Raw genomic sequence first — 25,950 nt, 5'->3', positions numbered from 1 at the left:
CGGGGCGTCGGCCGCGTACGCGAGGATGGCCCGCATGGAACGTGACCCCGTGCTCCGGCTCAGCGGCGTCGGCCGCCGTTACGGGCTGCGCGGCCCCTGGGTGCTGCGGGGGGTGGACCTCGGCATACGGGCGGGCGCCCTGATACGCGTCCAGGGCGGCAACGGGACCGGGAAGTCGACCCTGCTGCGGCTGCTCGCCGGTGTCGACGCGCCCTCCGAGGGCCGGCTCACCCAACGCCCGCGCACGGCGTTCGTGCCCGAACGCTTCCCCGCGGCGCTGCCGTTCACCGCCGTCGGCTACCTCACGCACCTGGCCCGCGTGCACGGCCTCGCGCGCGGCGCGGCCGGGCGGAGCGCCGAGCGGTGGCTGGAGCGCTTCGGCGCCGGCGGCCACGCGCGCACCCCGCTGTCCGAACTGTCCAAGGGCGGCAGCCAGAAGGTGGCCGTGGCGCAGGCCCTCCTCGCCGATCCCGAGCTGCTGGTCCTCGACGAGGCCTGGACGGGCCTGGACGTCCCCGCCCGCGCCGAACTCGACCGCGCGGTCGCCGAACGCACCGCCGCCGGCGGCTCCGTCGTCTTCGTCGACCACGACCCGCGCCGCCTCGCGGACGTGGCGGACGAGACGTACGCGGTGGTGGGCGGCGGACTCGAACGGCGCACGGAGCCGCCGGGCCCGGAGGGCGCCGGGCCGCGCGGTCCCGTCGTCGTCATCGTCGCGCAGGGGCCGCCGGGCGCGGCGCTCCCCGCGCCGGTCGCGGCCGTCGCGGTCGGCGTCGGCGCCGGGGGCGCGGCGGGGGCCACGCGGCTCACGGTCCCGGAGAGCCGCTCCGACCTGGTCCTGCGTGAACTCCTGACGGCACGGGTGCCCTGGCACGTGGTGCGGGTGGAGGAGCCGGGCGCCGTCCCGTCCCCCACCTCGGCGCCCGCCGCCGAAGAGGGGACCTCCCGGTGACCGCGCTCCTGCGGTACCAGGCCGCCCTGCTCGCACGGTCCCAGCGGTGGCTCGCGCCCGTCATCCTGTACGCCGTCTTCCTCGGCGTCGGCGTGCAGAGCGGGCAGCCCGTCCTGGACTCGCTCGCCTACGCCGCCGCCGTGCTGCTGCCCGTCGCCGCCTGGCTGGTGCGGATCTGCGCCGGGAGCGAACCGCCCGCCGCCCGCGCCTGCACCGCCGCGGCGGCCGGCCCGGCGCGCGCCCACCTCGCCGCGCTGCTGACCGCGTTCCTCGCGGCGGTGGCGCTCGGCGTGACGGCGGTGCTCGTCGTGACCGCCGTCAGCGACGCGGCGAGCACCAACGCCAGGCTGTCCGTGCCCCGGCTGCCCGCGGGCGCCGCAGGACTGCTCGCGATGCTGGTCAGCGCCCTGCTCGGCACGGCAGTCGGGGCGCTCACCAGCCGGCCGCTGCTCCGCTCGGCGGGGAAGGCCGTGCCCGCCATGCTGCTCGGCGCGCTGCTGCTGCTCGTCACCACGGGGTCCCCGGCGAAGTCGGTCCTCACCGACCTGACCACGGGGTCACGCGACGGGACCGTGCCGGTGCCGTGGGGGGCGGTGCTCGCGGCCCTCGCCGTGGCCGTGGCGGCGTTCTGGTCCGCCTGCGCCCTCAGCTCCCGGCGCGGCTGACCCCCGGGGCGCGGGGCACGCCCGGGGGCGAGGGGGGATAGGCTGCCCGCCTTCTGCACGGCAACAACACCAGCAACATCAGCAACACCCAACGAGCGACAACGGGGAGGGCGCCGGATGCGTGGAGCCGACGGAACCAGCGGAGTCGGCCGGGCCATGGGCGTCAGGCGCCCCCGCGCGGCGGCCTGCGCGGTGCTGGCCGTCCTGCTGACGGCCTCGGGGTGCGGCAACGGCTCCGAGCCGGACGGCTCCCGGACCGGCGGCTCCGGCGCCTCACGCCCCGAAAGCGCCTCGCCCCGCTGGGAGTTCGAGCACATCGCGGACTTCAGCGGCGGCTTCACCGACGTCGCCGCCCTCGGCGAGGACGACATCTGGGCGGTCGGCACCGAGAACAACGGCGCCTCCAACGCCCATCTGCTGCACTACGACGGCGAACGGTGGAAGCGTGAGCCCCTGCCCGAGGCCCTCGGCGACACCGACTACCCGCCCGTGCTCGAAGAGATCGGCGACGACACCCTGTGGCTGCGGCCGCAGAAGTACGCCACGGGCGACGGCGTCACCCCCTGGGTGCGCTGGGACGGCGTCCGCTGGTCCGCGGTGCCGAACCCGCCGCCGGGCAACGTCGGGGACCTGGAGGCCGCGGGGCCGCGGGACATCTGGGCCCTCACGGGCGAGCGGACCGCCGTGCACTTCGACGGCAGCCGCTGGACCACGACGCGACTGCCCCACAGGACCGTCGACCTCGCGGTGGCGGGACCGGACGACGTGTGGGCGGTCGGCAGCCGTTCGACGGGCCCCGGCACCGAACAGGTCCACGGCGAGCCGTACGACCAGCCCGCGTCGTCGCACTGGGACGGCACGTCGTGGCAGCAGGTGGAGACCCCGCAGTCCCGCTTCGACGAGCCCCTCCCGCCGGAGCCGGGCGCGGGTCTCCTCAAGGTCTTCGCGCTCGCGGACGGCGAGGTGCGCGCGTACGGCAACAACACCTTCAACCACGGCGAGGTCGAGGACGAACCCCAGGAGGAGTTCATCCGGCTCCGCCGTGCGGACGACCGGTGGGTCGAGCAGGAGGAGGCGCCCGGCGGGTGCGCGCTGCGGGTCCCGGTGGCCCAGGACGACGAGGGCCTGTTCCTCGACGGCAACTGGTTCCTGCACGACGACGGCCGGTGCCTGAAGATCAAACGCCACCGCCTGCCCGTGTCGACGGGGGCCCGCAAGGGCTCCGGTCAGACGCTGTGGCTGGAGGAGATCCACCGGGTGCCCGGCACGGACACATGGCTGGGCGCGGGCAAGGTCCAGGTGACCCAGTCCGGCGACCCCTTCGGCGCCCCCGTGCTCGTACGCCTGAAGCGCGCCGCGTAACCCGGCGTCAGCCCGAGCACGCCTGCCGCTCGGCCTCCTGCCAGGCGCAGACCGGGCACAGGGTGGCGCCCTTGTGGGACTCCGGGTACTCCGTGGGCTCCTGGCAGAGCACGCACGCGGCGAACGGGCCCTCGGCCGCGGCGTCGGGCCCGAGGCCCAGGGCGCGCACGGCCGCGGCCGTGTCCGTGCCCGGAGCGGCGCAGTAACTCTCGTCGTCGGCCATACGGCCAGGTTAACGCCGCGCCCCCGCCGAGCCGATCTGCTCCGAGACGCGGACGAAGCGGTACCCGCGCTTCCGCAGCTCCGGGACGATCGTGCGCAGGGCGCGTTCGGTGGCGGGGGCCGCGCTGCGGGTGCAGTGCAGGACGACGACCGAGCCGGGCCGTACGCCGTCGAGCACCTGCCGCGCCACGGCCGCCGGGTCCGTGGCGAAGGCGTCGCCGCCGACCACGTCCCACTGGACGGCGGTGACGCCGCCGGGGGCGAGCGCACGGAGGGCCCGCTGGTCGTAGCAGCCGCCGGGGAAGCGGAAGTACGGGACGGAACGCTCGACGCCCGCCGTGCGGAAGGCCGCGAAGGCGCGCTCCATGTCCGCGCGCATACGGGCCGGGGGGACGGTCGGCAGGCCGTAGCAGTCCCCGGTGAAGGCGTAGTGGCTGTAGGAGTGGTTGGCGACCTCGAAGAGCGGGTCCCTGCCGATGTCAGCGGCCTGGGAGGGGTACTCATCGGCCCAGCGCCCCGTCATGAAGAACGTGGCGGGCACCTTCAGCCGCCGCAGCGTGGCGACGAGCGCGGGGTTGTCGAACCGCTCGCCGGCGGCCGCGCGGGGCCCCTGGCCGGCCGTCATGTCGGCGTCGAAGGTGAGGGCGACGGTACGGCCGTGCGTCCGCGGGCCGTTCTCGAACACCGGGGTCAGCCCCTGCGGGCCCGGCGCGAGCGTGGGCGGGGCGGAGCGGGAGGCGGCCGGGGGCCGCTCGGCGGGCACGGGCCGCGCGTCACCGGAGCAGCCGACGAGGACGGTGGTCAGGGCGCCGAGGGCGCAGAGCGCGGCGCTTCTCCGTACGAGTGCGTTCACGCGGTGACGGTATCCGCATAAATACGACAAAACGCTTATCGGATCGGTGGACGCACCGTGCGACCACCCGTCCGGTCCGCAGGACGCCTGCGCCCGGCCCGCGCCCCCCGAGCTGTCGGGGCCCGCTCACACCCACCCGTCGAGCGACTCCATGAACGCGTCGAAGTCGTCCCGGTGGATGGTGTGCCCCGCCCCCTCCACCGTGCGCACCTCGAACCCCCGCAGCCTCAGCTCCGCCTTGCGCGCCTCGTCGACGAGCCGGCCGAGGCCCGCGACCTGCACGAGCGAGGGGACGACGGGCGCGGCGGGCGTGCGGTCGACGGCGTACCGGCCGGCCAGCGCGTGTGCGGTGTCCGGGTCCCAGGCCGCCACGGTGGCCACCTCGATGTCGACGTCCGCCGCCTCCCACCGGGGGTTGAAGCCCGCTATCACGCCGCGGGTGACCCTCTTGAACTGCACGAACATCGCCGGGTCCACCGACCCGGCGTTGCCGAGCGCCCACGCGGGGTCGGAGTAGACGGCCCGCGCGGGCGCGAGGCGCTCGACGGCCAGGGAGAGCGCGAGGGCGCCGAGCGAGTGCCCGATCGCGAGCTCGGCGCCGGCGGGCAACGTCTCGACCAGGTCGTCCGCGAAGATCTCCGCACCGTACGCGCCGCGCCCGCTCGCGCCGTGGCCCCGCAGATCGACGCCGATCGCCCGGTACCCCTTGTCGGCGAGCGCGGGGCCCACGCGCCGCCAGGTGCGGTGGTCCGACATGATCCCGTGGACCAGCAGGGCGACGCGGTCGCCGGTGCCCCATTCATGGGTGTGCAGCTTCATGGTGGTGGAGCCTCTCTCTCGCGCGGGCCGGGCGGCACGGGATGATCCTGCTGGATCAGGTGCGAGGACTGCTCCGCGCCCCCTCGGAAAAGGCGCCCATGACCCCGGTCGCCGGCCGGCGACCGGGCAGGACGGAAGGCTCATGATGCGTTCGACCCTCTTCAACGTCGCCATCGACTGCGCCGACGCGTACGGACTCGCCCGGTTCTGGAGCGAGGTCGTCGGCCACCCGCTGAACGACGACGACCACCCCGGCGAGTCCACCGCCGTCATCGCGCTGCCGAACGGCCTGCACCTGTACTTCGCCGAAGTGGCCGAGACGAAGACCGCCAAGAACCGCGTGCACCTGTGCCTGCGGCCGGACGGCCCCAGGGACGCGGAGGTGGAGCGGCTCAAGGGGGTGGGCGCGACGGTGGTCGCCGACCGCCGCACGGCCGACGGCGCGGGCTGGGTGGTCTTCGCCGACCCCGAGGGCAACGAGTTCTGCGTGCTGCGCAGCGCGGCCGAGCGGGCGGCGGGGGAGGCCGGGACCTGCGGTTCCGCCACGGTCCCGGGAAGCTGAGCCGCCGGTCCCCCTAGCGGCCTGCGGCAGGGGTGTCGCGGCGGAACAGGGCCGTCCACAGGAACGGCTCGCCGAAGCGGGCGGACTCCGGGGGCTCGTCGCGCATGCGGCGGAGTTCCACCTCCGTGAGGTCCGCGAAGACGTGGCGCAGGGCCGTGTCGTCGTAGGCGATGCCGCCGTGCAGCCGGGACTGCCGGTAGAAGGCCGCGTCCGGGAGTTCGGAACCCATGCCCGAGGGGCCCGCGGCGAAGCAGGTGAGGGAGAGGTGGCCGCCGGGGGCGAGGGCGCGGTCGAGGAGGGCGAGATAGCTGACGCGGCGGTGCGGCGGCAGGTGGTGGAAGCAGCCGGAGTCGTGGATCAGGTCGTACGGCCCCGGGGGCACGGGGCCGTCCGCCGCGAAGGCGTCGCCGAGGTGGAAGCGCACGTCGACGCCCGCCGCGCGGGCCCGTTCCGCGGCCCAGCCGAGCGCGGCGGGCGACAGGTCGACGGCGTCCACGGCGAAGCCCGCGGCGGCCAGGTACAGGGAGTTGCGGCCGGGGCCGCAGCCGAGGTCGAGGGCGCGGCCGGGCCGCACCAGGCCCCGTTCGACGTACGAGGCGAGGTTCTCGTCGGGCTTCGCCGCGAAGAACGGCACCGGCCTGGTGCGGTCCGCGTAGAACCCGTCCCACCAGGCGGCCCCCTCCGCCGTCCACCGGTCGGCCTCCGGCGCGAACAGGCCGTCCAGCAGTCTCATCACGTCGTCGATCGTGCGGATGCCGCGTTCCATCGAGTCCCCTTACAAGTCCCCTTGCGTTAAAGGCGATCGTAGGTCCGGGATGGTGTGAAAGCCCAGGTCAGGTGAGGTTCGGCGGTGGGTTGCGGAGGCTGCCGGCGGGCCGTCGGCGGCCCGGCGGGCGGGGGCCGGACACCGCCCCTCACCACCGGGGCGAAAAGGTGTCCCCGCGGCCCCCGAAGGCCGTACGGGGGCCGTTCGGAGCGCTGTTGGAGCGGCTTTTCTGGGCGGTCCGGCTGCCGAGGGGGGAGCACGGCCGGGGCGGACGCGACCGGTGTGTTCACGCGGAGTATCCCCAGAAGTAATCGCGGCTGGTTGGATGTGCAGCCGCCCGCCCGCAAGGCGGTCACCCCCTCGCTTCCCTCACCCCGAGGAGTCCCCGTGCCGTACTCAGCGCCGAGCAGGCCCCGCGCCGCCGCGGTCGCCGCCGTCCTCGCCGCGGCCGGTCTGGCCGCCGTCGCTCCGCCCGCCCACGCGGCCCCCGCGCCCCCGCCGCTCAAGGTGCTCACGTACAACACGTTCCTGTTCAGCAAGACGCTGTACCCGAACTGGGGCCAGGACCACCGCGCCAAGGCCATACCCGAGGCCGGGTTCTTCCGGGGGCAGGACGTCGTGGTGCTCCAGGAGGCGTTCGACAACTCCTCGTCCGGCGCGCTGAAGAACGCCGCCGCGGACCGCTATCCGCACCAGACGCCCGTGCTGGGCCGCTCCAAGAGCGGCTGGGACGCCACCGGCGGGGCGTACTCCGCGGTCGCGCCCGAGGACGGCGGCGTGACGGTCCTCAGCAAGTGGCCGATCGTCCGCAAGGAGCAGCACGTCTACAGGGACGCCTGCGGCTCCGACGCGTACTCCAACAAGGGCTTCGTCTACGCCGTCCTCGACGTGAACGGCGTCAGGACACACGTCGTGGGCACCCACACCCAGTCCACCGACCCGGGCTGCGGCGCAGGCGAGGCCGTGGCGACGCGCGCGAAGCAGTTCAAGGAGGTGGACGCCTTCCTGGACGCCAAGAAGATCCCGGCGGGCGAACAGGTCCTCGTGGCGGGCGACCTGAACGTCGACGGGCACAGCGCCGAGTACGCCTCGATGCTCGCCGCAGGCGGCCTCGCCCCCGCCGACGCCCGCACCGGCCACCCGTACTCCTTCGACACCCGCGACAACTCCATCGCCGCCGAGCGCTACCCGGACGACCCCCGCGAAGACCTCGACCACATCCTCCACCGCGAGGGCCACGCCCGCCCCGCCACCTGGCACAACGACGTCGTCAAGGAGCGGAGCGCCCCCTGGACGGTGTCGAGCTGGGGCAAGGACCACACATACACGAACCTGTCGGACCACTACCCCGTGACGGCGTACTGACCGTCGGCCGCACGGCCGTTCCTCCGCCTTGGACGCGGGCGGAGGAACCACCGGGGCAGCCCTACTTGTGCCAGGGCCCCGTCACCGCGAACGTCGTGCCGGGGGTGTAGCAGTTGACGTACATCGTCTCGTGGTCGGGGGAGAAGGTGACTCCCGCGAACTCGCCCCACTCCGGTTTCTCGGGCGTGCCGATGTTCTGGCGGCCGCGGGCCATCGCGTAGACCTCGCCCCGGCGGGTGAGGCCGTAGACGTGCTGGGCTCCGTCGCCGTCCTCGCACACCATCAGGCCGCCGCTGGGGGCGAGGCAGATGTTGTCGGGGGACTCGCCGGGCAGCTGGACGTCCGTGCTGGGACCGAAGACGATCACCAGGGTGAGGCGGCGGCGCGCGGGGTCGTACCGCCAGACCTGCCCGAAGTGGTCACCCGCCGAGCCCTCCGCCTTGCGCGCGAAGGACGAGACGAAGTAGACCGACGAGCCGCCCCAGTAGCAGCCCTCCAGCTTCTGCGCGTGGGTGACGCCCTTCTTGCCGAAGTCCTGGTGGCGGATGGGCGTCCGCACGGCCAGCGGGTCGGGGACGTCGACCCACTCGATGCCGTCGAAGGACTCGCCCGTCTTCCGGACCGAGGACAGGTCCGGCACGCCGGGCACGCGCATCGCCTGGAGCCGGCCGCCCGCGCGCAGCGACCCCCGGCCGCCCTCGGGCTTCTTCGGCAGGAAGCGGTAGAAGAGACCGAAGGGCTTCTCGAAGGCGTCCTCCGTCTCGTAGACGATGCCGCGCCGGGGGTCGACGGCGATCGCCTCGTGCTGGAAGCGGCCCATCGCGGTCAGCGGCACCGCGCCGGTGCGGCGCGGATCGACCGGGTCGACCTCGAAGATGAAGCCGTGGTCCTTGGTGTAGCCGTTCGTGCCGGCCTTGTCCTCGGTCTCCTCGCAGGTCAGCCAGGTGCCCCAGGGCGTCGGGCCGCCCGCGCAGTTCACGGCCGTCCCGGCGATCGCGACGCGCTCGTCCAGGACCTCGTTCCTCCGGTCGAGTGAGAGCGCCGTGCAGCCGCCCTTGGCCATCGGGTCGTAGGTGAGGCCCTTGACGGTCGGCACGCCGATCCTGCCGGTGACACGGTTCTCGTGGTTGCGGACGAGGTGGACCCCGCCGTCGCGGCCTCTGAAGGCGGCCATGCCGTCGTGGTTGCTCGGCACCTTGCCCTCACCCGAACGGAGGTCGTCACCCTCCCGTGAGAGCACCTTGTAACGGAAACCTTTCGGCAGGTCGAGCAGGCCCTTGGGGTCGGGTACGAGGGGGCCGTGGCCGGCCTTCCCCTGTGCGGCGGCGGTGCCCGCGAAGAGTTCGGAGAGAGCGCCGGTGAAGGCGATCCCCGCCCCCACCGCACCGGTACGGGCGAGAACCTGACGTCGAGTGGCAGACATGCTGGGCAACCTCCTGCTGGCGGACAGGAATATGACCGGATGTGTGTACCACGCGCCTTGGTGCTCGGGAACCACGCGCGTAGCCATCCGTTGACGCGCCGCGCGGAACCCGGGGCGCGGCGGGCCGTGTCCGGCGCGCCGCCGGGGCCGTTCTCCGCCCGCTGCCCGCTGCCCGCTGCCCGCTGCCCGCTGCCCGCTGCCCGCTGCCCGCTGCCCGCTGCCCGCTGCCCGCTGCCCGCTGCCCGCTGCCCGCTGCCCGCTGCCCGCTGCCCGCTGCCCGCTGCCCGACACCGCTCTGCGCCGGGTGCCTAACCGCCCACGAGCCCCTTGGCGTCACGGGCCAGTGCCGTGAGCCTCGATATCGCCCGGAAGTACTTCTTCCGGTACCCGCCGTTCAGCATGTCCTCGCTGAACAGCCGGTCGAAGGGCACACCCGAGGCGAGCACGGGCACCTCCCGGTCGTACAGCCGGTCGGCGAGCACCACCAGCCGCAGCGCGGTCGACTGGTCGGGCACCGGCGTGACGTCCGTGAGGCAGACGGCCGCGATGTCGTCGGTCAGCGCGCCGTACCGGCTCGGGTGCACCTTGGCGAGGTGCTCCAGGAGCTGCGGGAAGTCGTCGAGCGAGGCGCCCCCGGTCGCGTAGGCGGCCTTGGTGACCTGCTCCTGCGAGTACGGGGCGGGGGCCTCGGGGAGGCCGCGGTGCCGGTAGTCGTCGCCGTCGATGCGCAGCGCCCTGAAGTGCGCCGACAGGCCCTGGATCTCGCGGAGGAAGTCGGTCGCCGCGAAGCGGCCCTCGCCGAGCTTGCCCGGCAGCGTGTTCGAGGTCGCGGCCAGCGCCACCCCCTGCTCGACGAGCTTGGCGAGCAGGGACGAGACGAGCACGGTGTCGCCCGGGTCGTCCAGCTCGAATTCGTCGATGCAGAGCAGCCGGTGCTCGCTCAGCGTGCGCACGGTCTGCTGGAAGCCGAGCGCGCCCACGAGGTTCGTCAGCTCGACGAAGGTGCCGAATGCTTTCTGTGCGGGCGCGGCGGGCGTGGCGTGCCAGAGGGACGCCAGGAGGTGGGTCTTGCCGACGCCGTAGCCGCCGTCGAGGTAGATGCCGCGCGGGCCCGTGGGGGCGGCGGCCTTGCGCTGGAACCAGCGCTTGCGGCCGGCCCCGGAGGCGTGCGCTCCACCGAGCCCCGCCGCGAAGCCGCTCAGCTCGCGGACCGCCTCGGTCTGGCTGGGCCGGGCCGGGTCGGGGATGTACGTGTCGAAGCGTACCGAGTCGAAGCGCGGCGGCGGCACCATCTCCGCGACCAGGCGGTCGGCGGGGACGTGGGGCTCGCGGGCGCACAGGGACCGCGGGACCGCTTCGGCGGCGGGGCGGGGCGAGGGGGCGGCGGGGGAGGACGACACGGTTCCCCAGCTTAAACGGCGTGCGAGACTGCCGGGCATGCGACGCCTGTTTCCTGTGACCGACCAGACAGCACCGGTGACCGACCAGGGAGTGCCCGGTCGCGACCGGACGGCGCCCGCGGCTGACCGGACGGCGCCCGCGGGCGACCGGGCCGTGCCGGTGGGCGACCGCGAGTGGGGGCTCGACGAGCTGGCCGAGGCCTACGCCTATCCCGTGGGCGAGCCGACCTGGCTGCGCGCCAACATGGTCTCCACGCTCGACGGCGCCGCCCAGCACGACGGCCGTTCCCAGCCGATCTCCTGCGACACCGACATGCGCATCTTCGGCACCCTGCGCGGCCTCGCCGACGCCGTGGTCGTCGGCGCGGAAACGGTGCGTCTCGAGGGGTACCGCCCGGCACGCGCGCGTGAGGCCTTCGCCGCGCGCAGGGCGGCGGCCGGTCAGACCCCCGCGCCCGCCATCGCCGTGGTCAGCGCGAGCCTGGACCTGGACTTCTCGCTGCCCCTCTTCACCTCGCCCCTGACGCCCACGCTCGTGGTGACCGGGGCCGCCGCGCCCGCCGACCGGATGGACGCGGCCCGTCAGGCGGGCGCCGAGGTGGTGATCGCCGGGGAGGGCGCGGCCGTGGCGCCGGAGCGGGTCGCGCCCGCCCTCGCCGAGCGGGGGCTCACACGGCTGCTCACCGAGGGCGGCCCCCGGCTGCTCGGGCAGTTCGTGGCCGCGGAGGCGCTGGACGAGCTGTGCCTGACGGTGTCGCCGATGCTCACCGCGGGGGACGCGCAGCGGATCGCCGGCGGGCCCGCGCTGGTGACGCCGGACCGGTTCGTCCTGACCTCCCTGCTGGAGGAGGCCGGGTTCCTCTTCAGCCGATACCGTCGAAGCTGACAATCGGTGGAATCACTCGTTCCGTTTTGCTTCGGCCGGGCAGACTAGCCTCGCAGGCCCCGTGTGGGCACGGGGCAGGATGGTTTCCGCGCGGGCCTCATGGACGGCCCACGGATGAGAAGGGCGCCTGTCGTGTTCACAAGCGTATTGATGATCGAGAAGGCCCTGACCTCCGCGGACGTGGAGTTCGTCACCACCTTGCACGGGGACGAGCCGGTCAGCTTCCACGTGCTGCTCCAGCCCAGGGGGGACCAGGCGGACCGTCTCCTGCGGGCCATCGACGACGTGGCCCTCGGTGAACTCGACGAGGCGGCGCGGGAGGGCTCGACCCCCGAGGGTGAGGACGCGACGGGCCCCGGTGAGCAGGCGCTGCGGGTCTCGCTGGCCGCGTTGCGCGCGGCGGGCTGCGGTGCGACGGGGCGGCTCATCGAGGACCACCCGCTGGACGCGCTGTCGGCGCTGGTGGACGAGGCGTCGGCGGACGAGGTGATCGTGCTGACCGACCCGCACTACGTGGAGGAGTTCTTCCACCGGGACTGGGCCTCGCGGGCTCGGCACAAGGTGGGGGTGCCGGTGCTGAAACTGTTCTCCCACAGCACGTGACCTGGCCGGGGCCTCGGGGGTTCTCCGCTCCGGCTCTTCTCCCGGGTGCCGGTCGGCCGTGGTCGCTCGCGCCGTTCCCCGCGCCCCTTGCGGGGGCGCTCCGCGTGCCCGGGGGCGGGAGGCGAGGCAATAGGCTGGGGCCCTGATCGGCCGCACACGTCAGCGGCACCGTCGTCACATCAGGGAGACACACGCATGGCACCCGGCCTTCCTACCGCCATGGACCGACCGCACTTCATCGGCATCGGCGGCGCCGGAATGTCGGGGATCGCGAAGATCCTGGCCCAGCGCGGCGCCAAGGTCGCCGGCAGTGACGCCCGCGAGTCCGCCACGGCTCAGGCGCTCCGCGCGCTCGGCGCCACGGTGCACATCGGACATGACGCCGCCCACCTCGCCTCCGACGCGACCTGCGTCGTCGTCTCCTCCGCGATCCGCGCCGACAACCCCGAGCTGGCCCGCGCCGCCGAACTCGGCATTCCGGTCGTGCACCGCTCGGACGCCCTGGCCTCGCTGATGGACGGCCTGCGGCCGATCGCGGTGGCGGGCACGCACGGTAAGACGACCACGACGTCGATGCTGGCCGTCACGCTCGCCACCCTCGGCCTCGACCCGTCGTACGCGATCGGCGGCGACCTGGACGTCCCCGGCTCGAACGCGCTGCACGGCGAGGGCGACATCTTCGTGGCCGAGGCCGACGAGAGCGACCGCAGCTTCCACAAGTACGCGCCCGAGGTCGCCATCGTCCTGAACGTGGAGCTCGACCACCACGCGAACTACGCGTCGATGGACGAGATCTACGAGTCCTTCGAGATCTTCGCCGGAAAGGTCGTCCCCGGCGGCACGCTCGTCATCTCGGCGGACCAGGAGGGCGCGGTCGAGCTGACCCGCCGCCTGCGCGACCTCGGAGGCCTCAAGGTCGTCACGTACGGTGAGTCCGAGGGCGCCGACCTGCGTATCCACAAGATCAACGCGCGGGGGCTCACCAGCGAGGTCACCGTCCTGCTCGACGGCAAGCTGCTCACCTTCACCGTCTCGGTGCCCGGCCGGCACTACGCCAACAACGCGGTCGCGGCCCTCGCCGCCGGTATCGCGCTCGGTATCCCGTCCCGGAACCTGGCGGGCGCCCTGAAGTCGTACACAGGCGTCAAGCGCCGCCTCCAGCTCAAGGGCGAGGCCGCGGGCGTCCAGGTGATCGACTCCTACGCCCACCATCCGACCGAGATGACGGCCGACCTGGAGGCGATGCGCTCCGCCGCGGGCGACTCCCGCATCCTCGTCCTCTTCCAGCCGCACCTGTTCTCGCGCACGCAGGAGCTGGGCAAGGAGATGGGCCAGGCCCTGGCGCTGGCGGACTCCTCCGTCGTCCTGGACATCTACCCGGCCCGCGAGGACCCGATCCCCGGCATCACCAGCGATCTGATCGTCGACGCGGCCCGCGGTGCGGGCGCCGAGGTGCGGGCCGTCCACGACAAGGACGAGGCGGTGCGGGAGATCGCGGGAATGACGAAGCCCGGTGATCTCGTTCTCACCATGGGAGCGGGCGACGTCACCGACCTCGGCCCGCACATCCTGGCCCACCTGTCGAAGTAAGGGGATTGCACCCATGGCGTACGACGTCGAGAAGCCGGACGAGCAGTGGCGGGCGGAGCTGACCCCTTCGGAGTACGCGGTGCTGCGCCAGGCCGGCACGGAACCGGCCTTCGTCGGTGAGTACACGGACACGAAGACGCAGGGCGTCTACTCCTGTCGCGCGTGCGGCGCGGAGCTGTTCACCTCGACGGAGAAATTCGCGTCGCACTGCGGCTGGCCGAGCTTCTACGACCCGAAGGACACGGACGCGGTCGAGCTGCTCCAGGACACCTCGCACGGCATGGTCCGCACGGAGGTCCGCTGCGCCCGCTGCGGCTCTCACCTGGGCCACGTCTTCGAGGGCGAGGGCTACCCCACGCCCACCGACCAGCGCTACTGCATCAACAGCATCTCCCTGCGGCTGACGCCCGCCGAGGACTGAGCCGGCCGAGGGCTGACGCGCGCCGTGGCCCGGGCCCGGGAATCCCCGGGTCCGGGCCACGGCCGTGCGGGGCGGAGCTCAGAAGGTCAGCTTCCAGCTGTTGATGTACCCCGTGTCCTGGGACGCCACGTCCTGGACGCGGAGCTTCCAGGCGCCGTTCGCGGTCTCGGCGGAGGCGTTGACCGTGTAGCTCGCGATGACGTTGTCCGCCGAGTCGTTGCCGCTGGAGTTCTTCAGGCGGTACGCGGTGCCGTCGGGGGCGAGGAGGTCGACGACCACGTCCCCGCGCCAGGTGTGGCGGATGTCGACGTCCACCTTGAGGGCGGCGGGCGCGTTGCCGGTGCGGCCGGTCACGTCGACCGTGGACGTCACCGCGGCGCCGTTGTCCGGGATCGCGACGTCCGTGGTGTTCTCGTAGACGTCACCCGGCGGGACCGGTGTGTCCGTGGCGAGGGTCCAGACCGCGTGGGCGATGGCGTCGCTGTTGCGGTCCAGGGCCGTGTCGTTGACGTTCGACGTCGTGTCGCACGACGAGTGGTAGCAGCGGTCGAAGGCCTGGCCCGCCGTGCCGCCCCACTTCTGGGCCTGCGCGCTGGACTTGGCGCGCTCCGCGCCGCTGAAGAGGCCGCCGACCGGGATGCCGACGTTCTTGAACGGGGCGTGGTCGGAGCGGCCGTCGCCGTCGGTCTCGATCTCCGTGGGGACGTTCAGGCCCGCGTAGTAGTCCTTGAACGTCTTCTCGATCGTGGGGTCGTCGTCGTAGACGAAGTAGCCCGGGTTCGGGGAGCCGATCATGTCGAAGTTCAGGTAGCCGCTGACCTTCGAGCGCTCCGTCGACGGCAGGTTGTTCACGTAGTGCCGCGAGCCCACCATGCCCAGCTCCTCCGCGCCCCACCAGGCGAAACGCAGGTGCTTGGCGGGCTTGAGCTGCGCCCGGGAGACCGCGAGCGCCGTCTCCAGGACGCCCGCGGAACCCGAGCCGTTGTCGTTGACGCCGGGGCCCGAGGAGACGCTGTCCAGGTGCGCGCCCGCCATCAGCGTCTTGGTCGTGTCGCCGCCCGGCCAGTCGGCTATCAGGTTGTAGCCGGTCGCGCCGCCCGACGTGAACTGCTGGACGGTGGTGGTGAAGCCGGCCGCGTCCAGCTTGCCCTTCACGTAGTCGATCGAGGCCTTGTAGCCGGGCCTGCCGTGGGCGCGGTTGCCGCCGTTGGCCGAGGCGATGGACTGGAACTGGGAGAGGTGCGCCTTGACGTTGGCGAGCGGGAGGTCGGGCGCCGCGAGCGCCGGGGCGGGCGCCGAGGGCGCCGCGAGGGCCGACGGCGCGACGGTGGCGAGCAGCCCGGCGGCGGCGAGGGCCGCGACGCCCGCGGTGGTGCGTCTCAGCGCCCTGGGCAGGGCGGGTCCGACAACTCGGGAGAGTCTCATGTGGGGCTCCGGATTCCGAACAGAAGTGGGGACGGAACGTGCGAGGCGCCCGGCGACGCGGGTGTCGCGGGGCGCCTTTGGAGCTGTGCGTTGCCTGATGTTGAAGGCGAGACGTGTCCACGTCAAGAGTAGAATCCGGTCACAATGCGGGCAGGCGTGTTCGTATAACGGACCGGCCGCCGCCCGGGGACGGCATTGCAAGTCGCCCCGTAGGCCCACCGGCCCGTGATCCCGTCACCCCGCAGGCCCGCAGGCCCGCAGGCCCGTCAGCCTGCCCGACCCTCCGTCCCCCCGTCCCTCAGAAGAACACCCCGCAGCGCAGCAGCACGTTCGCGTACGGGCGGGCCTCCCCGGTGCGGACCACCAGGCGCGCCCCGGCCGTCAGGCCCTTCAGCTCCTCGTGCGGGATCAGGTCGAGGGCGGGAAGGGACTCCCGCAGCAGCCGCGCCGCCGCCGGGTTGGCCTCCGACACCTCGCACGCCGCCGTTCCGCCCTCCACCACCAGCTCGGCGAGCAGGCCGTCCAGGACCTCCGCGAAGGACGGGACCCCGGCGCGGAACGCCAGGTCCACCACGCGCGGGCCCGCCGGGACCGGCATGCCCGCGTCGCAGACGAGGACCGTGTCGCCGTGGCCCAACTCGGCGAGCGCGCCCGCGAGATGGCGGTTGAGGATGCCCGACTTCTTCACGACGACGTGACCTCCGGCGCGACCGCGGCCAGCTCCGCCGCGGTCGGGTACGAGTCCTGCGCGCCCTTGCGGGTGACCGCCGCCGAGCCCACCCGCGCCGCGTAGGCCGCCGCCGTCACCAGGTCCTCGCCGAGGCCGAGGCGCCAGCCGAGCGCGGCGGTGAAGGCGTCGCCCGCACCGGTCGTGTCGACCGCCGCCACCCGCGGGCTCTCCACCCGCACGGGCTCCTCGCCCCGCTCGGCGGTCAGCGCGCCCTCGGCGCCCAGCGTGATCACCACGGAACGCGGACCGAGCGCCAGGAGCCCTCGCGCCCACTGCTCCGGGGTCTCGCCCGCCGCGTCGCCGAGGATGACCCTGGCCTCGTGTTCGTTGACCACCAGGGGATCGCAGGCGGCCAGCACCTCGTCCGGCAGCGGGGCCGGCGGCGAGGGGTTCAGGACCAGGCGGGCGCCGGGCCGCAGCCCGCGCGCCACCTCGGCGACCGTCTCCAGGGGGATCTCCAGCTGCGTGGAGACCACCCGCGCCGCAGTGAGCAGGCTGCCCGCCGCGCGGATGTCCTCGGGGGTGAGGCGCTTGTTGGCCCCGGGCGCGACCACGATGCTGTTGTCGCCCGAGGGGTCCACCGTGATCAGCGCGACGCCGGTCGGCGCGCCGCCCACTAGGACGCCCACGGTGTCCACCCCGGCCGCGCGCTGCGCGTCGAGCAGCAGCGTGCCGTGCGCGTCGTCGCCCACCCGCGCCAGGAGCGCGGTGCGCGCCCCCAGGCGGGCGGCGGCCACCGCCTGGTTGCCGCCCTTGCCGCCGGGATGGACGGACAGGTCGGAACCGAGGACCGTCTCGCCGGCCGTCGGCCTGCGCTCCACACCGACCACCAGATCGGCGTTGGCTGAGCCCACGACCAGCAGTTCGTAGTCGTCGTTCATGTGCTGTTCCCTGCTTTCGTACGGTGCCGGCGCGGCGTGCGGCCGGAAGGGGGCCCCGCGAGCGGGGCCCCCGGATGGAGCGGTCAGGCCATGGAGCGGTGCGGAGGGGTGGGTCAGGAGAAATTCTTCACGTTCTTCGCCGTGACGACCTTCACCGGCACCTTCACCATCTCCTTCACGTCCTTGCCCTGGCCCGCCCGCACAGCGTTGCGCACGGCGATCTTGCCCAGTTCCCCGGGCTGCTGTGCCACGGACGCGTACAGCGTGCCCGCCTCGACCGCCTTGAGGCCGTCGGGGGTCCCGTCGAAGCCGACCACCGGCACCGACTTCCCCGCCTTGTCGCCGAGGGCCTTGACCGCGCCGAGCGCCATCTCGTCGTTCTCGGCGAAGACGCCGTCCACGCCCTTGTGGGACTGGAGCAGGTTCGTCATGACGTCGAGGCCCTTGGTGCGGTCGAAGTCCGCGGGCTGCTTGGCGACGACCTTGATGCCGGGGTAGGCCTTGATGCCCTCCGCGAAGCCCTGCCCGCGCTCACGGCTCGCCGACGTGCCGGGGGTGCCCTGGAGGACGACGACCTCGCCCTTGCCGCCCAGCTTCCCGGCGAGGGACTTCGCCGCGAGCTTGCCGCCCGCGACGTTGTCGGAGGCGACCAGCGTGGCCGTCTCCGCCTTGTTGACGCCGCGGTCGGCCGCGACCACCGGGATGTCGGCCTTGTTGGCGCCGCGCACGGCGGGGCCCGCCGCGTCGGAGTCCACCGGGTTGACGATGATGGACCGCACGCCCTCGCCGGTGAAGTTCTGGAGCTGGTTGGACTGCTGCGAGGCGTCGTTCTGCGCGTCGGTGACCGTCAGGTCGACGCCCGCCTTCTCGGCCTCGGCCTGCGCGCCCTCCTTCATCTGCACGAAGAACGGGTTGTTGAGGGTGGAGAGCGACATGCCGACCTTCGTCGACGTGCCCGACGAACCCGAGTTGAAGAACGACACCGCGCCGATCACGGCCGCCACGACCACGGCGGCCACCGCGTACTTGACCGCCTGCGGGCCCTTGAGCCCGACGCCCGGGGCGCCCGACGAGGCGCCCGGGGTCGCCCCTGCCTTGCGGCGCAGCGTGTCGAGCAGCACCGCGAGCGCGATGACGACGCCGATCACGACCTGCTGCCAGAAGGCGGAGACGGACAGGAGGTTGAGGCCGTTGCGCAGCACCGCGAGGATCAGCGCGCCGACGAGCGTGCCGGACGCCTTGCCGACCCCGCCCGCGAGGCTGGCGCCGCCGATCACCACCGCGGCGATGGCGTCGAGCTCGTAGCCCTGCGCGGCCTGCGGCTGCGCCGAGACCAGACGGGAGGCGAGCACGATGCCCGCGACGGCGGCGAAGAGCCCGGAGAGCGCGTAGATGACGAGCTTCTGGCGCTTGACCCGCAGACCGGAGAGGCGGGCCGCCTCCTCGTTGCCACCGATCGCGTACATGGAGCGGCCGATGAACGTGCGGCCGAGGACCACGGCCGTGACCAGGCCCATCACGATCATCACGATCACCGGGACGGGCAGCCAGCCGCCGACCGTGTCCCCGAGGTGGGAGACCGAGTCGGGGAACGGGATCGGGCTGCCCTGCGAGATCACCAGGGAGAGGCCGCGGGCCACCGACAGCATCGCGAGCGTCGCGATGAACGGCGGCAGCTTCCCGTACGAGACGAGCAGGCCGTTGACGAGACCGCAGGCCATGCCCGCGGCGACGGCGAAGATCACGGCGAGCCAGACCGGCATCCCCTGGGAGGTGGCCGTCCAGGCGAGGACCGTGGCCGAGAGCGCGGCCACCGAACCAACGGACAGGTCGATGCCCGCCGAGACGATCACGAACGTCACGCCGAACGCGAGGATCGCCGTCACGGCGGCCTGCACGCCGACATTGAGCAGGTTCTGGGTGGTGAGGAAGTCGCCGGAGAGCAGCGACATCGCCACGACCAGGACGATCAGGGCGCTCAGCGCGCCGTTGTCGAGCAGGACGCGGCGGAGCGAACTCGCGCCACCCGCGTCGCGCTTCACGGTTTCAGTGGCCACGGGAGCCCTCCGCTTCTTCTTCGTTCGGTATCGCGTTCGACGCGTCGTCCTGTGCGGCCGCGTTGCTGACGGCAAGCGCCATCACGGCGTCCTGCGTGGCCTCTTCGGCGGGCAGTTCGCCGGCGATCCGGCCCTGGGCCATGACCAGCACCCGGTCGCTCATGCCGAGCACCTCGGGCAGGTCGCTGGAGATCATCAGGACCGCGTGGCCGGAGGCCGTCAGTTCATTGATGAGCTGGTAGATCTCGACCTTCGCGCCCACGTCGATGCCGCGCGTCGGCTCGTCGAGGATCAGCACCTCGACGTCGGCGAGCAGCCACTTGCCGATGACGACCTTCTGCTGGTTGCCGCCGGACAGCGTGCGCACGTGCTGGCCGAGGCCCGCCATCCGCACGCCGAGCTGCTCGGCGATCCTCGCGGCGTCCCGCTGCTGGGCCTTGAGGTCCACGAACCCGGCGCGAGTCGCCGACCGCAGTGTGACCAGGCCGAGGTTCTCCCCGACCGAGGCGTCGAGCACGAGGCCCTGGCCCTTGCGGTCCTCGGGCACGAGGCCGATCCCGGCGCCCATCGCGGCGTTCACGTCGTGCTCGGGCAGCCGCTCGCCGCGCACCTCGACGGTGCCCGCGTCGTACGGGTCGGCGCCGAAGACCGCGCGCACCACCTCCGTACGCCCGGCGCCGACGAGGCCCGCGAGGCCGACGACCTCACCGGCGCGCACCTCGAAGCCGACGTCGTGGAAGACACCGTCCCGGGTGAGTCCTTCGACGCGGAGCAGCGGCGGACCGACGTCCGGCCGCTCGCGCGGGTACTGCTGCTCGATGCTGCGGCCCACCATCAGCCGGACCAGCTCGTCCTCCCGTGTCGAGGCGGGCACCTGATCGACGCTGCGGCCGTCGCGCAGGACGGTGACGCGGTCGCCGAGCGCGGCGATCTCCTCCAGGTGGTGGGTGATGAAGACGACGCCGACGCCGTCCGCGCGCAGCGTGCGCACGATGCCGAACAGCTTGTCGACCTCCTCGGAGGTCAGCACGGCGGTGGGCTCGTCCATGATGAGCACGCGCGCGTCCAGGCTGAGCGCCTTGGCGATCTCGACCATCTGGAGCCGGGCGATGCCCAGTTCGCGCACCTTGGCGCGCGGTGAGACGGCGAGGCCGACCCGCTCCAGGAGGGCCCCGGCGTCCGCCTCCATCTTCTTGCGGTCGACCAGGCCGAGGCGGCGCGGTTGCCGGCCCAGGAAGATGTTCTCGGCGACCGTCAGGTCGGGTACGAGGTTGAACTCCTGGTAGATGGTGGCGATGCCGAGCCGTTCGGCGTCCTGCGCGCCGTTGATGCGCACCTCGCGCCCGGCGGCCAGGATGCGGCCGCTGTCGGGGCGGTAGGCGCCGGACAGCATCTTGATGAGGGTGCTCTTGCCCGCGCCGTTCTCGCCGAGCAGGACGTGCACCTCTCCGCGCCGCAGGTCGAAGTCCACGGAGTCGAGCGCGACGACTCCCGGGAAGGTCTTCCGTATGCCTTCGACGCGCAGCAGTTCCTCGTGCGCGTCGTTCTCCTGCGCGCCGCGCTTCGCCGTTTCCTGGCCGCTCACGGGCTGCTCCTTCGTACGCGGGTGTCCTCGCCGCAGGAACGCCGGACGACGAGGCGGGCCGGCAGGGTCACGGAACGGGGGCTCCTGCCCTCGATCCGGTCGACGAGCGCGTGCACGGCGGCCCGGCCGAGCTCCGCCGTCGGCTGGGCGATCGCCGTGACCGCGGGGTCGGTGTGCACGAACCACGGGATGTCGTCGAAGGCCGCGAGACCGATGTCGTGCGGGACCCGCAGGCCCCGCCCGCGGATCGCGTCGAGGGCGCCGAGCGCCATCAGGTTGTCGGCGGCGAAGACGACGTCGGGCGGCTCGGGCAGGGCGAGGAACCGCTCGGTGGCGCGGCGCCCGCTGTCGGCCTGGAAGTCGCCCTGCCCGATGTAGGCGTCGGGCAGCGCGGTGCCGTGCTCGCGCAGCGCGTCCCGGAAGGCCTCGACGCGCTCGCTGCCGGTGGTGGTGGCCGCGGGGCCCGCGATGATGGCGAGCCTGCGGTGGCCGAGGCCGTGCAGATGGGCGACCAGGTCACGCACGGCCTGCCGGCCGTCGGAGCGGACGACGGGTACATCGACGCCCACGCCGGGTATCCACCGGTCCACGAAGACCATCGGGGTGCCGGCGCGCACGGCGTCGAGCATCAGCGGGGAGCCGCCGTCGGTGGGGGAGACGAGCAGGCCGTCGATCCGCCGGTCGAGCAGCGTCCGCACATGGTGGTCCTGGAGCTCGGGCCGCTCGTCGGCGTTGCCGATGATCACGCTGTAGCCGAGGGCGCGGGCGGCCTCCTCGACGGAGCGGGCCAGCTCGGTGAAGTACGGGTTCAGCACGTCGCTGATGACGAGGCCGAGGGTGTGCGTCTGGTGGGTGCGCAGGGACCTGGCCACGGCGTTCGGCCGGTAGCCGAGCGCCTCGACGGCGGCGAGCACGCGCTCCCGGGAACCGGGGCTGACCGAGGGGTGGCCGTTCAGGACCCGCGACACCGTGGCCACGGAGACCCCGGCCTCGGCCGCGACGTCCTTGATCCCGGCCGAGCCGGGCGGACTGGGGGTCATCGCCGCTCCCACCTCCTTGTGGAATCGATTACACGGAGGATTGGAAACGATTACATGGGTGGCTGGCAAGGGGGTGAGGAGGCCTGTGGGGCGAGTGAGACCTGATTGTGATGGTCGGGCCCGGCGGTCCGGGGCGGTCCGCCCGGCGGTCCCCCGGGGAGTAGCCCATTCCGGTGGTCCGAGGGGGCTCAGTCCACCCCGTTGAGCCGAGGCGGGGGTCAGCCCGCCCGGCGGCCCGGTGGGGGGCGCAAGCCCACCCCTGTAGTTCGAGGGGCCTCAGTCCGTCCGGTAGTCCGAGGGGGCTCAGCCCGTCCGGTGGCTTGAGGGGGCCGAGCCGGCCCGGCGGTCCCCCGGGGGGCCCATTCCGGTGGTCCGAGGAGGCTCAGTCCACCCGGCGGCCCGGGGGGAGTGCGGGGGCTAAGTCCACCCCGGTAGTCCGAGGGGGCTGAGTCCATCCGGCGGCCCGAGGGGGCTCAGTCCGTCCGGAACGGCACCGTCAGCCACGGGCTGTCCGGGTCCGTGGTCAGGGCGCGGTGGGCGTGCAGGACGTCCGTGTACCAGGCGCCGAACGACTCCTCGTCGAAGTGCAGACAGCGCCCGAGCACGTAACCCGCCGAGAACTCCTCCCACGAGGTGTACGAGGACTGCGCCGCCCGGGAGACCCGCTCGACCGCCGTCCGCATCTCCGCCTCGGTGGCGTAGCGCGCGCCCCTGCCCCAGCGGGCCATCTTCGAGGCGCGGCCGATGTCCCAGGCCGCGACGGTGCGCACGAAGCCGTCCGGCGGCAGCAGCCCGTCCGCGCGGAAGCGGGCCTCGTAGCGCAGGACCTTGCCGACCAGGTCGCGCATGGCGGTCACGAAGTCGTCCAGGTCCGGGTCGTCGCCGGGGCGGTGCGGAGTGTCGGGGCCGCCGGTCTCCACGACGCGGTTGCGCAGGGTGACCTCGACGCACTCCCGCCACCGCTCGGGGTCGAGGCGCGGGCCGACCTCGGCGAGCACCGCGACCCGGGCGCCGAGCACGAAGTCCCAGTACCAGGGGCTGACTTCGCGCGTCATCAGGCGCTCCTGGGTGGCCAGCCACTCCTCGCGGCTCGTCACGCCCCAGGACTCGGCGAGGCGGTTGATCTCGTTGTGGTGGCCCGCGCCGTGCCAGTCGAGGGTGTTCCAGGGGTCGCCGTTGGCGAAGCAGAGGTGCGCGCCGCAGGCGAGGCCGTGCAGCAGCGGGCCGGGGGCGGGGGCTCCGGTGCGGCGCGTCTCGATGCGGTCGCCGAGGCCGCCGGCCCTGTGGTGGCGCTCGTGCAGGTCGGTCCAGACCTGCCGCTCCTCGTCCGTGGTGAGGAAGTACCGCTCGCACGGCGTCGCCGCGTTGACCGCGAGGATCCGGACGTCGTCGGGGCACCCCTCGGCGAGCGCGCCGAGCGTCACGAACTCGTAGACCACGGCCGGGTGGGGGCGCGGGAGCAGCCCCGCCGTGTACACCTGCGCCGCCTTCCCGCCGTCCGGCAGGTCGACGGTGAACAGCGGGCTCGACTCCGCGTCCGGGTCCTTCTCGTGCAGGGCCACGGGGCGGTACAGGCCCTCCACGGCGATGGCCCGCAGATAGGCGTACGCGTCGTCGGCCTCGCTCAGTTCGTACAGATGCTGTTCCAGGTCGGCGGGGGCCAGCCAGGGGCTCCCGGGCTCCGGGGCGGGCACCGACGGGAAGATCTCGTCGTGCAGCTCGTCCTGGGGTGCCGGCATGGTGATCTCCGCTTTCGTCAGTGGATCTTGCAGCTTACGTGGGGTGGTGTCTTTCGGGGGACGCGTCTGCCGGGTCGCTTCCCGCCGCCGGGCGCGGGTTCTCTTCGACTGGTCGCGCGGTTCCCCGTGCCCCTGACGGGGCGGTGGTGCGACTGTCGCGTGACGGGGCGGGGGTGAAGTTGGCGGACGGCCTGCGGAGCGGTGCTCGGGGTGGTCAGAATGTGGCATGGCCATCCGTCGCCTCAGTTACCGGCTCGACCACGAGCCGGACACCGGAGCCGTCCGTCTGATCCCCGCACAGCCCGTCCGCTCCCCGCGTGAGGAGTCCCAACACCGCATAGCCGTGACCGGGTTGGGCCCCGCCGTCGAGGCCGTCATCGGCACCGGCTCCGAGCTGAGCTACACCCTGCTCCCGGACGGCGGCAGGCTCCTGTGCGCCACGCTCGCCGACCGGCGCGTGGAGGCGCTGCACCTGAGCGCGAGCACGCCGGGGCCCGGCTCCGTGTGGCCGATCGACACCTGGCGCTCCGGCACCTGGGAGCCGGACGCGGGGGAGGAGCTCGGAGCGGGGTTCGTCGAGTCGGAACTGCCCGTCACACGAGCGCACTTCGACAGCGGGCGGCTCGTGGAGTTCGCCAGGGCGCGCGCGGAGCGGGTCGCGCCCTTCCTCGCCGATGTGCGCCGCCTCTTCGACGACCCGGCGGGACGGCAGATCGTCCTGGTCGAGGAGGACCCCGAGACCGTCGCCCACTGGGTCGCGCTGGCCTGCGCCTCCCTGCCCGAGGCCTACGTCCCCGTCCTGACGTTCACCACCCGGACCGACGATCCGCACCGCGCCCCGCAGCAGATCATCGGCATCGGCCCCGACGTGGAGTTCGACCGCGACGAGGCGACGGTCGAGTACCTCTACCGCGTGCACGACGGCACCGGCGGCCCCCAGAGTCCGCCCGCTGGGAGCGACGCCTGGGCGCAGCTCACCGCCGAGCGCTGGATCTCCGGCAGCCCGCCCACGCCCGGCACGGGGGCGGGCGCCGACGACGCCTTCGCCCTGATCCCGCTCATCTCCGGTGGAAGCGGCGGCCGGGCCGGGGCGGCGGGCCTCACCGGCGCCGGCCTCGCGGGGCTCCGCGGCGAGTCGCTGCGCGCCCTCCTCGACGCCTTCGCCGGGACCGTGGCCAGGGGCGAGGCCGACGCCGCCACGCTCGACCAGCTCGAAGCGCTGTGCAGGGAACTCACGGGCGAGCGGGCACGCGCCGCGCGGCCCCTCGCCCGCGCCCTCGTCACACACCGCCTCGACACGCGCCGCACCCGCGGCGCCCTCCCCGACCTGGCCGCCTTCGAGGGGCTGCCGCTCGGCGAGGACGCCTGGCGCGAACTGCGCGAGACGTACGGCGAGCGTGCCGACGAGGCCCTGCGCCGGGCCCTGCGCGGACCCGTCCCCACTTGGACCGAACCGCTGCGGCACGCCCTCGCGGTGACCGCCGACAACGGCCCCGGGCTCGCCGAGGCCATGGACCGCCTCGCCGACGCCCTGCTCCGCCCCGAACAGCGCGAGTGCGCCCACGCGGTGCGGCTGCTCGAAGACGTCGGCCACGAACCCTTCACCCGCCGGGTGCTGAGCCTGCTCTCCGTGGAACTGCACCCCCGCAAGCTGGACCGGCTGCGGGAGCTGGCCGCGTCCCCGCAGGGCGTGTGGCTGCAGCGCAACATCGACCAGGCGCCCCTCCCCGTGCGCCTCGCCACCGCCGCGGCGCTCTGGTCAGCGGCCCCCGACCGGCTGCGCGGCGCGGAGCTGTTCGAGCAGCTCATCGGGCTCCTCCCCGGGCGGCGCGTCGGCGACGTCACGATGCTGCGGCTGCTCTGGCGCCTCGTCTGGCGCAGCAAGACGCCCGACCGCGCGGACGTCGCGTGGGTCGCCCGCACCTGCACGCCCCGCCTCGTCGTCGACGCGGGCCTCGGCCGCGGCATCATCCACTGGGTCAGGGACCCCGACCGCTGTGACCCGGAACTGGTCGCCTTCGCCCGCGACATGCGCGGTGACGCGCAGCTCGGAATGGCCGACCGCGCCACCGCCGACCTGCTCGTGACCGCCCAGGACCTCGCCGACGGCCGGCTGGGCGTCACGCGGTCCTCCGTCGGCCGCCTCGGCGAACTCGACCGCAAGGCCGCGCCGCTGAGCCGGGTGCTGCGGCTGGGCGTCGACGAGCGGTTGGGGCGCGCGCTCGCCGGGGCCAACCCGCTCGACGTGTGCGAGTCCCACGGGCTGCGGCTCCTCGTCGCCGCGAGCCCGGAACTGCTGAGGGCCTATCGCGCGTACTTCCTGAACGAACAGATACGGGAAGGGATGATGCGCGAACTGCCCGAGCACCCGACCGAGTTGGCCGCGTACTACCACATCTGGCGCCCCCGGCGGCGGCACGGCGTCACCGACGAGTGGCGCGCGGTCGCCGAGGAACTGCTCGGCCAGGTGCTCGCCCCCGTCGTCGCGCACATGGACGAGCACCACCTCGGCCGGGTCGCCACCGTTCTCCAGCGGGAGGACCAGGACCTGCGGGGGTGGACGGCGTGGCGCCACCGGATCAAGCAGCAGGACGAGTGACCCCC

General features: G+C 73.6%; 23 protein-coding genes. 10 read left to right on the top strand and 13 right to left on the bottom strand.

Annotated elements, in window-relative coordinates; translation table 11 throughout:
• Positions 1-34 precede the first annotated feature (34 nt).
• From DCW30_RS26790 to DCW30_RS26780, 3 genes are all read left to right on the top strand, one after another.
• Positions 35-952 carry an ABC transporter ATP-binding protein gene (locus tag DCW30_RS26790; protein WP_076688779.1) on the top strand — a complete coding sequence of 306 codons (918 nt, stop codon included), beginning with the start codon at positions 35-37 and terminating at the stop codon, positions 950-952.
• Positions 949-1,617 carry an ABC transporter gene (locus tag DCW30_RS26785; RefSeq protein WP_076684014.1) on the top strand — a complete coding sequence of 223 codons (669 nt, stop codon included), beginning with the start codon at positions 949-951 and terminating at the stop codon, positions 1,615-1,617. The genes DCW30_RS26790 and DCW30_RS26785 overlap by 4 nt, the downstream gene beginning before the upstream one ends.
• 117 nt (positions 1,618-1,734) lie before the next feature.
• The gene (locus tag DCW30_RS26780) at positions 1,735-2,979 is read left to right on the top strand and encodes a hypothetical protein (RefSeq protein WP_123985590.1); all 1,245 of its coding nucleotides are present in this window, start codon (positions 1,735-1,737) and stop codon (positions 2,977-2,979) included.
• A gap of 7 nt (positions 2,980-2,986) precedes the next feature.
• Here the strand turns inward: DCW30_RS26780 and DCW30_RS26775 are convergent, their stop codons facing one another.
• The 3 genes from DCW30_RS26775 to DCW30_RS26765 form a co-directional block, all read right to left on the bottom strand.
• Positions 2,987-3,202: a hypothetical protein gene (locus DCW30_RS26775; RefSeq protein ID WP_062775595.1), complete on the bottom strand. Its 216-nt coding sequence runs from the start codon at positions 3,200-3,202 to the stop codon at positions 2,987-2,989.
• A 9-nt stretch (positions 3,203-3,211) separates the two neighbouring features.
• A complete protein-coding gene (locus tag DCW30_RS26770; RefSeq protein WP_076684012.1) occupies positions 3,212-4,054 on the bottom strand; it encodes a polysaccharide deacetylase family protein in 843 nt (280 codons plus the stop codon).
• Between the two features lie 126 nt (positions 4,055-4,180).
• Positions 4,181-4,873: an alpha/beta fold hydrolase gene (locus DCW30_RS26765; RefSeq protein ID WP_076684011.1), complete on the bottom strand. Its 693-nt coding sequence runs from the start codon at positions 4,871-4,873 to the stop codon at positions 4,181-4,183.
• A 145-nt stretch (positions 4,874-5,018) separates the two neighbouring features.
• On the opposite strand from DCW30_RS26765, the gene DCW30_RS26760 reads away from it, so the two are divergent.
• Positions 5,019-5,435 (top strand): VOC family protein, encoded by a 417-nt coding sequence (locus DCW30_RS26760; protein WP_076688777.1) that lies wholly within the window; start codon positions 5,019-5,021, stop codon positions 5,433-5,435.
• A gap of 13 nt (positions 5,436-5,448) precedes the next feature.
• Here the strand turns inward: DCW30_RS26760 and DCW30_RS26755 are convergent, their stop codons facing one another.
• Entirely contained in the window at positions 5,449-6,201 is a 753-nt protein-coding gene (locus DCW30_RS26755; RefSeq protein ID WP_076684010.1) for a class I SAM-dependent methyltransferase, read from the bottom strand.
• A 387-nt stretch (positions 6,202-6,588) separates the two neighbouring features.
• On the opposite strand from DCW30_RS26755, the gene sph reads away from it, so the two are divergent.
• Complete coding sequence (gene sph, locus DCW30_RS26750; protein ID WP_076684009.1) at positions 6,589-7,566, top strand: sphingomyelin phosphodiesterase; 978 nt, start codon at positions 6,589-6,591, stop codon at positions 7,564-7,566.
• Between the two features lie 61 nt (positions 7,567-7,627).
• Here sph and DCW30_RS26745 read toward each other — a convergent pair whose 3' ends face one another.
• Both DCW30_RS26745 and zapE read right to left on the bottom strand, forming a co-directional pair.
• Positions 7,628-8,989, bottom strand: coding sequence for an alkaline phosphatase PhoX (locus DCW30_RS26745; protein ID WP_103557390.1), 1,362 nt, complete (start codon positions 8,987-8,989; stop codon positions 7,628-7,630).
• Positions 8,990-9,297: 308 nt separating this feature from the next.
• Positions 9,298-10,389: a cell division protein ZapE gene (zapE, locus tag DCW30_RS26735; RefSeq protein ID WP_076684008.1), complete on the bottom strand. Its 1,092-nt coding sequence runs from the start codon at positions 10,387-10,389 to the stop codon at positions 9,298-9,300.
• A gap of 37 nt (positions 10,390-10,426) precedes the next feature.
• Here zapE and DCW30_RS26730 point away from each other — a divergent pair, with 37 nt between their 5' ends.
• From DCW30_RS26730 to msrB, 4 genes are all read left to right on the top strand, one after another.
• Positions 10,427-11,275, top strand: coding sequence for a pyrimidine reductase family protein (locus DCW30_RS26730; protein ID WP_079249956.1), 849 nt, complete (start codon positions 10,427-10,429; stop codon positions 11,273-11,275).
• A 132-nt stretch (positions 11,276-11,407) separates the two neighbouring features.
• A complete protein-coding gene (locus DCW30_RS26725; protein WP_103557388.1) occupies positions 11,408-11,878 on the top strand; it encodes an indole-3-glycerol phosphate synthase in 471 nt (156 codons plus the stop codon).
• Positions 11,879-12,073: 195 nt separating this feature from the next.
• Positions 12,074-13,468 carry a UDP-N-acetylmuramate--L-alanine ligase gene (murC, locus tag DCW30_RS26720; protein ID WP_076684007.1) on the top strand — a complete coding sequence of 465 codons (1,395 nt, stop codon included), beginning with the start codon at positions 12,074-12,076 and terminating at the stop codon, positions 13,466-13,468.
• A gap of 13 nt (positions 13,469-13,481) precedes the next feature.
• Positions 13,482-13,889 carry a peptide-methionine (R)-S-oxide reductase MsrB gene (gene msrB, locus DCW30_RS26715; protein ID WP_076684006.1) on the top strand — a complete coding sequence of 136 codons (408 nt, stop codon included), beginning with the start codon at positions 13,482-13,484 and terminating at the stop codon, positions 13,887-13,889.
• Between the two features lie 78 nt (positions 13,890-13,967).
• Here msrB and DCW30_RS26710 read toward each other — a convergent pair whose 3' ends face one another.
• The 7 genes from DCW30_RS26710 to DCW30_RS26680 all read right to left on the bottom strand — a co-directional run bounded on the left by DCW30_RS26710 (position 13,968) and on the right by DCW30_RS26680 (position 23,346).
• Positions 13,968-15,314, bottom strand: coding sequence for a M28 family metallopeptidase (locus tag DCW30_RS26710; protein ID WP_076684005.1), 1,347 nt, complete (start codon positions 15,312-15,314; stop codon positions 13,968-13,970).
• 298 nt (positions 15,315-15,612) lie between these two features.
• On the bottom strand, positions 15,613-16,002 hold the full coding sequence (gene rbsD / locus DCW30_RS26705) for a D-ribose pyranase (RefSeq protein WP_076684004.1): 390 nt from the start codon (positions 16,000-16,002) through the stop codon (positions 15,613-15,615).
• Positions 15,999-16,925 carry a ribokinase gene (locus DCW30_RS26700; RefSeq protein WP_076684003.1) on the bottom strand — a complete coding sequence of 309 codons (927 nt, stop codon included), beginning with the start codon at positions 16,923-16,925 and terminating at the stop codon, positions 15,999-16,001. Before DCW30_RS26700 ends, rbsD begins: the two co-directional genes overlap by 4 nt.
• A 113-nt stretch (positions 16,926-17,038) precedes the next feature.
• Positions 17,039-18,982: an ABC transporter permease/substrate-binding protein gene (locus DCW30_RS26695; protein ID WP_076684002.1), complete on the bottom strand. Its 1,944-nt coding sequence runs from the start codon at positions 18,980-18,982 to the stop codon at positions 17,039-17,041.
• Positions 18,972-20,567: a sugar ABC transporter ATP-binding protein gene (locus DCW30_RS26690; protein ID WP_076684001.1), complete on the bottom strand. Its 1,596-nt coding sequence runs from the start codon at positions 20,565-20,567 to the stop codon at positions 18,972-18,974. Before DCW30_RS26690 ends, DCW30_RS26695 begins: the two co-directional genes overlap by 11 nt.
• Positions 20,564-21,607, bottom strand: coding sequence for a LacI family DNA-binding transcriptional regulator (locus DCW30_RS26685; protein ID WP_076684000.1), 1,044 nt, complete (start codon positions 21,605-21,607; stop codon positions 20,564-20,566). The genes DCW30_RS26690 and DCW30_RS26685 overlap by 4 nt, the downstream gene beginning before the upstream one ends.
• Before the next feature lie 473 nt (positions 21,608-22,080).
• Positions 22,081-23,346, bottom strand: a complete 1,266-nt coding sequence (locus DCW30_RS26680) for a DUF1266 domain-containing protein (RefSeq protein WP_076683999.1) — start codon at positions 23,344-23,346, stop codon at positions 22,081-22,083.
• Positions 23,347-23,572: 226 nt separating this feature from the next.
• Here DCW30_RS26680 and DCW30_RS26675 point away from each other — a divergent pair, with 226 nt between their 5' ends.
• A complete protein-coding gene (locus tag DCW30_RS26675) occupies positions 23,573-25,945 on the top strand; it encodes a GTPase-associated protein 1-related protein (RefSeq protein WP_076683998.1) in 2,373 nt (790 codons plus the stop codon).
• Positions 25,946-25,950: the final 5 nt, after the last annotated feature.

Origin of the sequence: Streptomyces alfalfae, assembly GCF_004127445.1 — a bacterium.
Classification (GTDB): domain Bacteria; phylum Actinomycetota; class Actinomycetes; order Streptomycetales; family Streptomycetaceae; genus Streptomyces; species Streptomyces alfalfae.
Note: the sequence above shows the minus strand (reverse complement) of the source record. Positions and strands in the feature narration are given on the sequence as shown.